The 9,381-nt window shown below is 61.6% G+C and carries 7 protein-coding genes and 1 pseudogene; 6 read left to right on the top strand and 2 right to left on the bottom strand.

Annotated features, from left to right (window positions below):
* Positions 1-148: pseudogene (locus EN879_RS39890) on the top strand (tRNA(Ile)-lysidine synthetase); the annotation flags it as partial.
* 125 nt (positions 149-273) lie between these two features.
* Positions 274-2,202, top strand: a complete 1,929-nt coding sequence (gene ftsH / locus EN879_RS13125) for an ATP-dependent zinc metalloprotease FtsH (RefSeq protein ID WP_013529152.1) — start codon at positions 274-276, stop codon at positions 2,200-2,202.
* A gap of 246 nt (positions 2,203-2,448) precedes the next feature.
* On the opposite strand, the gene EN879_RS13120 is transcribed toward ftsH, so the two are convergent.
* Positions 2,449-2,901, bottom strand: coding sequence for a hypothetical protein (locus EN879_RS13120; RefSeq protein WP_013529153.1), 453 nt, complete (start codon positions 2,899-2,901; stop codon positions 2,449-2,451).
* A 242-nt stretch (positions 2,902-3,143) separates the two neighbouring features.
* Positions 3,144-3,980 (bottom strand): hypothetical protein, encoded by an 837-nt coding sequence (locus EN879_RS13115; RefSeq protein ID WP_063169197.1) that lies wholly within the window; start codon positions 3,978-3,980, stop codon positions 3,144-3,146.
* A gap of 368 nt (positions 3,981-4,348) precedes the next feature.
* On the opposite strand from EN879_RS13115, the gene glmM reads away from it, so the two are divergent.
* From glmM to EN879_RS13095, 4 genes are all read left to right on the top strand, one after another.
* A complete protein-coding gene (gene glmM, locus EN879_RS13110; protein ID WP_013529155.1) occupies positions 4,349-5,701 on the top strand; it encodes a phosphoglucosamine mutase in 1,353 nt (450 codons plus the stop codon).
* Between the two features lie 249 nt (positions 5,702-5,950).
* Positions 5,951-6,787, top strand: a complete 837-nt coding sequence (locus tag EN879_RS13105; RefSeq protein WP_013529156.1) for an outer membrane protein — start codon at positions 5,951-5,953, stop codon at positions 6,785-6,787.
* 225 nt (positions 6,788-7,012) lie between these two features.
* Entirely contained in the window at positions 7,013-7,852 is an 840-nt protein-coding gene (locus tag EN879_RS13100) for an outer membrane beta-barrel protein (protein ID WP_318011902.1), read from the top strand.
* A gap of 200 nt (positions 7,853-8,052) precedes the next feature.
* A complete protein-coding gene (locus EN879_RS13095; protein ID WP_013529158.1) occupies positions 8,053-9,228 on the top strand; it encodes a phosphoserine transaminase in 1,176 nt (391 codons plus the stop codon).
* The last annotated feature ends 153 nt before the right edge of the window (positions 9,229-9,381 follow it).

Here is a 9,381-nt window from a genome sequence, read left to right as displayed (position 1 = left end):
GTCCGCGACGGTGGAAGTGCGGCCGGTCGTTGCCCCCTTCGGCCGCTTCCTGCCATCCTTCGACCTAGCGCTGGCGCGGGCCGTCGCCGGGCTGATTGGCGCGGCCCCGGTCCCGCCCTTGCCTTTCAGCGGCCACAGTGCCGGCTGAGGGTTGCGCGAAAGCTTAACCCAGACGTGCTGTTCTGCTTGGCAAGGGGGGACGCTCTCCCTATGTTAGGCGCAAGTTTCCTCTCATGACGCGTGTCCGCCTCGCGGACGCCAACGGGACAATTGATGAATCCGAACTATCGCAACCTCGCGCTCTGGGCGATCATAGCGGTCCTGCTCATAGCCCTGTTCAATTTGTTCCAGACGCCGCAGACGCGAGGGGCTTCCAGCGATGTGCCTTATTCGCAGTTCCTGCAGGATGTCGCGGCGGGGCGGGTCAAGACGGTGACCATTGCTGGCGCTCGTATCAGCGGCACCTACACCGACAATTCCAGCGGTTTCCAGACCTATTCGCCCGGCGATCCTTCGCTGGTCTCGCGGCTGCAGGACAAGAACGTCACCATCAATGCACGGCCTGAAACGGACGGTTCCAATTCGCTGTTCGGCTATTTGATCTCCTGGCTGCCGATGATCCTCATCCTCGGCGTCTGGATATTCTTCATGCGCCAGATGCAGTCCGGCTCCGGCCGCGCGATGGGCTTCGGCAAATCGAAGGCCAAGCTGCTCACCGAAGCGCATGGCCGCGTCACTTTCCAGGACGTTGCCGGCGTCGACGAAGCCAAGGAAGATCTGGAAGAGATCGTCGAGTTCCTGCGCGATCCGCAGAAGTTCCAGCGGCTCGGCGGCAAGATTCCGCGCGGCGTGCTGCTCGTCGGCCCTCCGGGAACCGGCAAGACGCTGCTCGCGCGCTCGGTTGCCGGCGAAGCCAATGTGCCGTTCTTCACCATTTCCGGTTCTGACTTCGTCGAGATGTTCGTCGGCGTCGGTGCAAGCCGCGTCCGCGACATGTTCGACCAGGCCAAGAAGAACGCGCCCTGCATCATCTTCATTGACGAAATCGACGCAGTCGGCCGTCATCGCGGCGCCGGCCTCGGCGGCGGCAATGACGAACGCGAGCAGACGCTGAACCAGCTGCTGGTCGAGATGGACGGTTTCGAATCCAACGAAAGCATCATCCTGATCGCTGCCACCAACCGGCCCGACGTGCTCGATCCGGCACTGCTCAGGCCAGGCCGCTTCGACCGCCAGGTCGTGGTGCCGAACCCTGACATCGTCGGCCGCGAGAAGATCCTCAAGGTGCATGTGCGCAACGTGCCGCTGGCGCCCAACGTCGACCTCAAGGTGATCGCGCGCGGCACGCCTGGCTTCTCCGGCGCCGACCTGATGAACCTCGTCAACGAATCCGCGCTGATGGCGGCACGACGCAACAAGCGCCTCGTCACCATGGCTGAATTCGAGGACGCTAAGGACAAGATCATGATGGGCGCCGAGCGCCGCTCGTCGGCCATGACGCAGGCCGAGAAGGAACTGACCGCCTACCATGAGGCCGGCCACGCCATCCTCGCGCTCAACGTGCCGTCGGCCGATCCGCTGCACAAGGCCACCATCATCCCGCGCGGCCGTGCACTCGGCATGGTCATGCAGTTGCCCGAAGGCGACCGCTATTCGATGAGCTACAAATACATGATCTCGCGGCTCGCCATCATGATGGGCGGCCGTGTCGCCGAGGAGTTCAAGTTCGGCAAGGAGAACATCACCTCCGGAGCTTCTTCGGATATCGAGCAGGCGACCAAGCTGGCGCGTGCCATGGTCACGCGCTGGGGCTTTTCCGACAAGCTCGGCCATGTCGCCTATGGCGACAACCAGGAAGAAGTGTTCCTTGGCCATTCGGTGGCACGCACGCAGAACGTCTCGGAAGAAACGGCGCAGATCATCGACGCCGAAGTGCGCCGCCTGATCGATGAGGCCTATTCGTCGGCGAAGTCCATCCTGACCAAGAAGAAGAAGGAATGGATCGCGCTGGCTCAGGGCCTGCTGGAATACGAGACGCTGTCCGGCGAGGAGATCAAGCAGTTGATCGCCGGCCACAAGCCCGCACGCGACCTCGGCGACGATACGCCGCCAAGTCGTGGCTCGGCCGTGCCGAAGTCCGGCGGCCGCCGCAAGAAGGGTCCTGAGCCCGAAGGCGGTATGGAACCACAGCCGTCGAGCTGAGTTCGGCCACCGATTTCATCGAACGCCGCGGCTTGCTCCGCGGCGTTTTTTGTTTTTGGCGTTGGGGAGGAGTTGTCCGCGACCTCGCATCTGCGACGGTGACGATTGGCGAAAGTCTAGGTGATAGCCAATCTCCCCCACAAGGGGGAGATTGGCAACGTCGCCGCTGGCGTGCCCTCGAAGGCAACAAAAAGGCCCGCGAACCCTGCGGTTCGCAGGCCTTCTCTTCTTCAGATGTCTTGTCGCTCAGCTCTTCAGCTTGGCATTGCACAGGCTGTAATAACCGCCGCCCTTCTGGATCCAGCGAAGGCCGTTCAACGTGCCCGCGTCCTTGTTGCCATGGTAGCCCTGGAGACAGGTCTTCATGCGCGCCTTCGCGGGCTTTTCGGTCTTGAACTCGGCGGCCAGCGTGGTCGGAAATGTCACGCCCGCGGGCGCTACAGTGGGGGCGACCGCCGCGCTGGTTTCTTTTTTCGTCTGCGGCTCGGTTTTGACCGTATCCTCGCTGACACTGTCCGCTGCTGATGTCGCGCACTTCTCCTTGCGAAAAGCCGTCCAGTCCATGCCGTTCAGAGTGCCGCCTTCCTTGGCTGTTCGATAGGTCTCGCCGCATTCCTTCATCGTCAGTGCGCTTGCGGGGGCGACGCTCCAAGCGACAAATGCGGTCGCAGCCAATACCGCCAATTTCAAACCGTGCATAAGACCCTCCTGGTTGATAATAAGTTTGACGTCTTTTTGTATATGGTTTGTTCTCTATATGTTCAACCAGAATCTTTACGGACTACCGATGAGCTTGGCGGTGGGCAGTGTAGGCGAATTGATGATGCCGGCAGCCCGGCGACATGCAGATGCGAGCAAGGCAGTGTGCGTCTTCGCGCAACAAAAAAGGCCCGCGCATCTTGCGATGCGCGGGCCTTTGTTTGGAGACTATGGCTAAGCGATCAGCTCTTCAGCTTGGCGTTGCACAGGCTGTAGAAGCCGCCGCCCTTCTGGATCCACTTCAGGCCGCCAAGCGAATTGGCGTCCTTGAGGGCATAGTACTGGTCGAGGCAGGTGTGCATACGGCCCTTTCCGGGGGTCTCGCTGGTATATTTCGGCGAGATCGCGGACGGGAAGGTGACGCCCTTGGGCGCAGCCGTCGTCGGCTTCGCCGGCTCCTTGGTGTAGCTCGCCTCGTCGGCGGCCGGCACGGTGTCGTCATCCGAGGCGGCTGCGCCGCACTCGGTCTTGCGGAAGTCGTTCCACTTCATGCCGTTCAGCGTGTTGGCCGTCTTGGCGGCCTGATACTTGGTGCTGCATTCGGCCATGCTCAGGCCCTTGCCGCCATTGTCTGCGGGAGCGGCGGGAGCCGCGGCGGCCTTGGTGGTCGCCGGCTTGGCGGCGGCAGCGGCGGATGCACCGGCGGCGCATTCGGATTTGCGGAAGTCGTTCCACTTCATGCCGTTCAGCGTGCCGGCAGCCTTCGCCGCCTGATACTTGGTGCTGCATTCCTTCGCCGTCAGGCCCTTGGCCGTGCTGTCGTCCGCCGCGGCGGCAGCCTTCGTGGTGTCGGTCGCTTTCTTGGCATCGGCCGGCTTGGCGTCGGTCGTCGCTGCGGCGTCGGTACCGCACTGAGCCTTGCGGAACTGGTTCCAGGTCGCTCCGGCCAGTGTCCCCGCATCCTTGGCGGCGTTATACTTCGTGCTGCACTCGGCCATCGTCAGTGCGTTGGCTGGCGCGGCCAGGAACAAGGTCGCGACGGCGAGGCCGGTCAAAGTGGCAAGTCGGTGGATGAGCATAGCGTTTCTCCGTTGCAGCAGCCCATGATACGTCCCTGCAAATCAATAACGCTCAACGGTCGGTTGCGCCAGATGCTAAGTGGCGTATATATCGCCGAAAATCGGCTTCTCCCGATAAGGTGATGAAATCGTTGTCCGTTGCCTGGTTCAGAGCAAGATTTTCCTGGTGCATCCGCGCTGAAAGGCTCGAATGACTTGTATATTGCAGCATGGCAGTCTGGGCATGTCAGGTTGCGGCCACGTTGTGTGCAGTGCACAACAATGGTTTTCTAAGGATTGGTAACGTATAATCACACAATGTGATCATAGCGCCCTGGCCACTTGTGGCATGACGTGCCGGGGAAGAAACGTCGAGGAAGCTGACTGGCATGGCAGGGAATTATTTCGGCACGGACGGCATTCGCGGACGCGCCAACAAGTTTCCGATGACCGCTGAAATCGCGATGCGGGTCGGCATGGCCGCCGGCCTTTCTTTCCAGCGCGGCAGCCATCGACATCGTGTCGTGCTCGGCAAGGACACCAGGCTTTCCGGTTATATGATCGAGAATGCCATGGTCGCCGGTCTTTGTGCCGCCGGCATGGACGTGTTCCTGCTCGGCCCGATCCCGACGCCGGCTGTCGCCATGCTGGTGCGTTCGCTGCGCGCCGATATCGGCGTCATGATCTCGGCCTCGCACAACCCCTATTACGACAACGGCATCAAGCTGTTCGGACCCGACGGCTACAAGCTCTCCGACGAGATCGAGGAGCGCATCGAGAGCATGCTCGACAGGGATATCGAACTGGCGCTCGCCGACTCCGACGGGCTTGGCCGCGCCAAGCGCGTCGACGGCGTGCATGACCGCTACATCGAATTCGCCAAGCGCACCTTGCCGCGCTCGATGTCGCTCGCGGGCTTGAGGATCGTCGTCGATTGCGCCAATGGCGCGGCCTACAAGGTGGCGCCCGAGGCGCTGTGGGAACTGGGCGCCGAAGTCGTCGCCATCAATGTCGAGCCCAACGGCTTCAACATCAACAAGGAATGCGGCTCGACCCACCCGGCCGGCCTGCAAAAGAAGGTGCACGAAGTGCGCGCCGATATCGGCATCGCGCTCGACGGCGACGCCGATCGCGTCGTCATCGTCGATGAAAACGGCGCGATCGTCGATGGTGACCAGATCATGGCGCTGATCGCCGAATCCTGGCACCAGAGCGGGCGGCTTGCCGGCGGCGGTGTCGTCTCAACCGTCATGTCCAATCTGGGCCTCGAACGCTTCCTCGGCGACATGAAGCTGCAATTGCACCGCACCAAGGTCGGCGACCGTTATGTCGTCGAGCATATGCGCGCGCATGGCTTGAATGTCGGCGGCGAACAGTCGGGCCATATCGTGCTGTCCGACTTTTCGACCACCGGCGACGGCCTGGTTTCGGCGCTGCAGGTGCTGGCCTGCATCAAGCGGCAGGGCCGGCCGGTCAGCGAACTGTCGAAGAAATTCGAACCCGTGCCGCAACTCCTGAAGAACGTTCACATTTCCGGCGGCAAGCCGCTCGAGGAGGCGCCGGTCAAGGCCGCCATCGAAGACGCGCGTAGCCGGCTCGGCAAGACCGGACGGCTGGTTATCCGGCCATCCGGGACAGAGCCGCTGATCCGCGTGATGGCCGAGGGCGACGACCCGCAACTGGTCGAGTCCGTGGTGAATGGCATCGTGGACATCATCTCGGAAACGCGCAGCGCCGCCTGACCCCCACAGCGCCCGGCAGGACGTCGTCGCCTGAACCTGTCCAAGGCCCGCCTCTCGGCGGGCTTTTTCTTGTCGGCTCCCAGTCTGTTCGCTGTTCGGAAATCTCGCGCCGGTCCCCAGAAGTTTCGAGATTCGTGGTTAAGCAACAGGGTTAAACGCCTTTTAACCTTTGCAATTCATTATCCACGACTGAAAGCCAATCGCATTTCGGGCGGGTTTGCCGTTCCGAGCTTCTCAGGGGTGACAAGCATGTTCAAGACAGCAAGAAAGGCCCTGCTCGCCTTACTGTTCGCAGGCCTGGCGGGGCCGTTGTTCGCGGCCGACCTGCCGGAACCGATCGTCGAAGAGGCTCCGCCTCAGGCCGTCTACGAGCAGCCGGTAGAAGTCGGCGGCTGGTATATCCGTGGCGACATCGACTATCACAAGTCGACCGTGCGCGGCATCGACTATATGACCTACACCGTCGATCCCTGTAACTGTACGGTTACGCCCGGCACCAGAAGCTTCGATTTCGGCAAGCTCAAGGGCGGTTTCTCGCTCGGCGCCGGCGTCGGCTACAAGATCAACGATCACTTCCGGACCGATTTGACCGCCGACTATTGGTTCAAGTCGAACTTCAACGGCGGCACCTCGGATATCAACGGTACTTCGACCGAAGTATCGAAGATGAGCGCCCTGCTACTGCTTGCCAACGCCTATGTCGATCTCGGCACCTACCATGGCATCACGCCTTACGTTGGCGCCGGCATCGGCGGCGCCCGCGTCAAGTGGGATGATGTCTACGACCCGAACACCACCGAGTTCAATCCCGGCAGATCAAGCTGGCGTTTCGCCTACGGTCTGATGGCCGGCGCTTCGTACTGCTTGACCGACAAGATCATTCTCGATGCCGGCTACCGCTTCTCCCATATCCAGGGCGGCCGCATGTTCGACTGGAACATCACCAGCTCCGGTCCCGGCTTCGATCGTGGCATCAACACACACGAAGTGCGCGGTGGCCTGCGTTACCAGTTCGGTGGCAACAACGGTTGCGCCGCGCCGGTCGTTGCCTACCAGCCCGAACCCGAGCCGATCTACACCAAGTAACAGCATCTACATTACTTGAATTCTTCACAAACCGCCCGGCCTCAGCCGGGCGGTTTTTCGTTGGCCGCCTGGAATCGACAGGGGAAATGAATTCGCTAACGCTCTGTTAGCCTTAACCGCCACTTAACCACTATGGTTAACAATGCTCCTTGAAACGATGGCTGCCGCTGCGATTGCGGGCTGCGCCAAATTCGGGAGTCGGGGACCATGAAACTTACATCGCGTATGGCGCTGGCGCTCGGTGCACTAGCCCTCCTGCCGCTGACGCCGGTGCACGCGGCCGACTACGATCCGCCGATCTATGTCGACCAGGCGCCCGACTACGTCCCGGTCGAGGTCGGCTCCGGCTGGTATCTGCGCGGTGATCTCGGCTATGCCTTCAACAAGCCCTATGAATTTTCGGAAACTCCGGCCGGTCTGGTTACGGATACCAGCCCGCTGTCTGGTTCGATAGGTATGGGCTACCATTTCAACGATTACTTCCGTGGTGAATTGAATTTCGGTCTGCTGCCGACAAGCAAATTCGCCAGCAAATTCGACAGTACTTGCGATGGAACGCAGACGGTGACTGTCACCAGCGGTGGCAGCACAAGCGCGTTCGCCGGCCCAAGCACCCGTGGATGCGAAGGCTCCAACGACGGCAACAACAAGGCCTACGATGTGATGGCCAGCGCCTTTGTCGACCTGGGCACTTATGTCGGCTTCACGCCCTATGTCGGAGGCGGTGTCGGCATAGCGTACAGCACCTACAAGTACGCTCAAGGCGCTCGCAACTGTCAGAATTCATCGACAACATCAGGTACAACCACGACCATCTTTGAATGCGACGATCCAAACGGCTATGATGGGACGACGCAGTCGGAGAAGCAGTTCAGCTTCGCCTATACGCTCGGCGCCGGCTTTGCTTATCAGGTCAGCAAGAATGTTGCAGTCGATGTCGGCTATCAATACACGGCTCTGCCTTCCGCGAAATACGTGACAGCAGACGCTGTCGGCAACCCTGAGTTCAAAAAGGGCCTCGATTATCATCAGGTCAAGGTCGGGCTGCGCTACGATCTCTGGTAGGCGCGGCGAGTACGAGGACCAGCACGGCGGATCATGGGGTCCGTCGTTTGCGTTTGAAGTCACGACATCCTGATCGGGGATCGCCGGTATCCCGGCAACGACAAAAACTTTCCTCTTGACGCCTGAAGCCCGAACGAATATCGCCGTCCGTGGGCCACCCCTCCCCAACGAGGGGCCACTATCTGGAAGGATAGACCACGATGACGACGCATACGAAGCCCGGACTCCGTCCGGCAAACCCCAATTTCTCCTCAGGTCCCTGCGCAAAGCGCCCCGGCTGGTCGGTCGAGGCGCTAAGAAATGCTGCGCTCGGCCGTTCCCACCGCGCCAAGATCGGCAAGACCAAGCTCGAACAGGCGATCGAGCTGACGCGGGAGATTCTCCAGGTCCCGGCGGGTTACCGCATCGGCATCGTGCCGGCGTCGGACACCGGTGCGGTCGAGATGGCGCTGTGGTCGCTGCTCGGCGAGCGCGGCGTCGACATGGTCGCCTGGGAGAGCTTTGGCTCCGGCTGGGTCACCGACGTGGTCAAGCAATTGAAGCTCGCCGACGTGCGCAAGATCGAAGCCGGCTACGGCGAGCTGCCTGATCTCACCAAGATCGATTTCGACCGCGATGTGGTGTTCACCTGGAACGGCACCACGTCGGGCGTTCGCGTGCCGAACGGCGATTTCATTCCCGCGGACCGCAAGGGCCTGACCGTCTGCGATGCGACTTCCGCCGCATTCGCGCAGAGGCTCGACTTCGAAAAACTCGATGTCGTCACTTTCTCCTGGCAGAAGGTGCTGGGCGGCGAGGGCGCTCACGGCATGCTGATCCTGTCGCCTCGCGCTGTCGAGCGGCTGGAAACCTACAAGCCCTCATGGCCGCTGCCGAAAATTTTCCGCCTGACCTCAGGCGGCAAGCTGATCGAAGGCATCTTCAAGGGCGAGACCATCAACACGCCCTCGATGCTGTGCGTCGAGGATTACCTCGATGCGCTCAACTGGGCGAAGTCGACCGGCGGCCTCGACGCGCTGATCGCCAGGGCGGATGCCAATGCGGCCGTCCTCGATCGCTTTGTCGGCAAGTCCTCCTGGCTCGGTCATCTCGCCGTCCAGCCGGCGACACGGTCGAACACGTCCGTCTGCCTGTCCTTCACCGATCCGGACGTGTCCGCGCTCGACGCCGACGGGCAGGCGGCCTTCGCCAAGGGGCTGGTGTCGGTGCTCGACAAGGAAGGCGTCGCCTATGATATCGGTGCCTATCGCGACGCACCGCCCGGCCTGCGCATCTGGTGCGGCGCGACGGTCGAGACGTCGGATCTCGAAGCGTTGCTGCCCTGGCTCGACTGGGCATTCGCCGCACAGAAGGCGTCGCTCAAAGCGGCGGCCTGAGATCATTCGCGGCGGCCTTCGGGCCGCCCACTCCCATCAGGATCAAATCCATTTCAAGGAGGCCGCCATGGCGCCCCGCGTTCTCGTCTCAGACAAACTCTCCCCCACCGCCGTGCAAATCTTCAAGGATCGTGGCGTCGAGGTCGACTATCT

Source organism: Mesorhizobium sp. M7A.F.Ca.AU.002.02.1.1, assembly GCF_003998535.1.
GTDB classification, from domain to species: domain Bacteria; phylum Pseudomonadota; class Alphaproteobacteria; order Rhizobiales; family Rhizobiaceae; genus Mesorhizobium; species Mesorhizobium ciceri.
This window is presented reverse-complemented; position numbering and strand designations above follow the sequence as displayed.

Coding starts and splice junctions, on each gene's coding strand:
- EN879_RS13105 (WP_013529156.1), top strand. CDS start 5,951: ATGTTCAAGACAGCAAGAAAGGCCCTGCTCGCCTTACTGTTCGCAGGC.
- ftsH (WP_013529152.1), top strand. CDS start 274: ATGAATCCGAACTATCGCAACCTCGCGCTCTGGGCGATCATAGCGGTC.
- EN879_RS13120 (WP_013529153.1), bottom strand. CDS start 2,901: ATGCACGGTTTGAAATTGGCGGTATTGGCTGCGACCGCATTTGTCGCT.
- glmM (WP_013529155.1), top strand. CDS start 4,349: ATGGCAGGGAATTATTTCGGCACGGACGGCATTCGCGGACGCGCCAAC.
- EN879_RS13115 (WP_063169197.1), bottom strand. CDS start 3,980: ATGCTCATCCACCGACTTGCCACTTTGACCGGCCTCGCCGTCGCGACC.
- EN879_RS13100 (WP_318011902.1), top strand. CDS start 7,013: ATGGCGCTGGCGCTCGGTGCACTAGCCCTCCTGCCGCTGACGCCGGTG.
- EN879_RS13095 (WP_013529158.1), top strand. CDS start 8,053: ATGACGACGCATACGAAGCCCGGACTCCGTCCGGCAAACCCCAATTTC.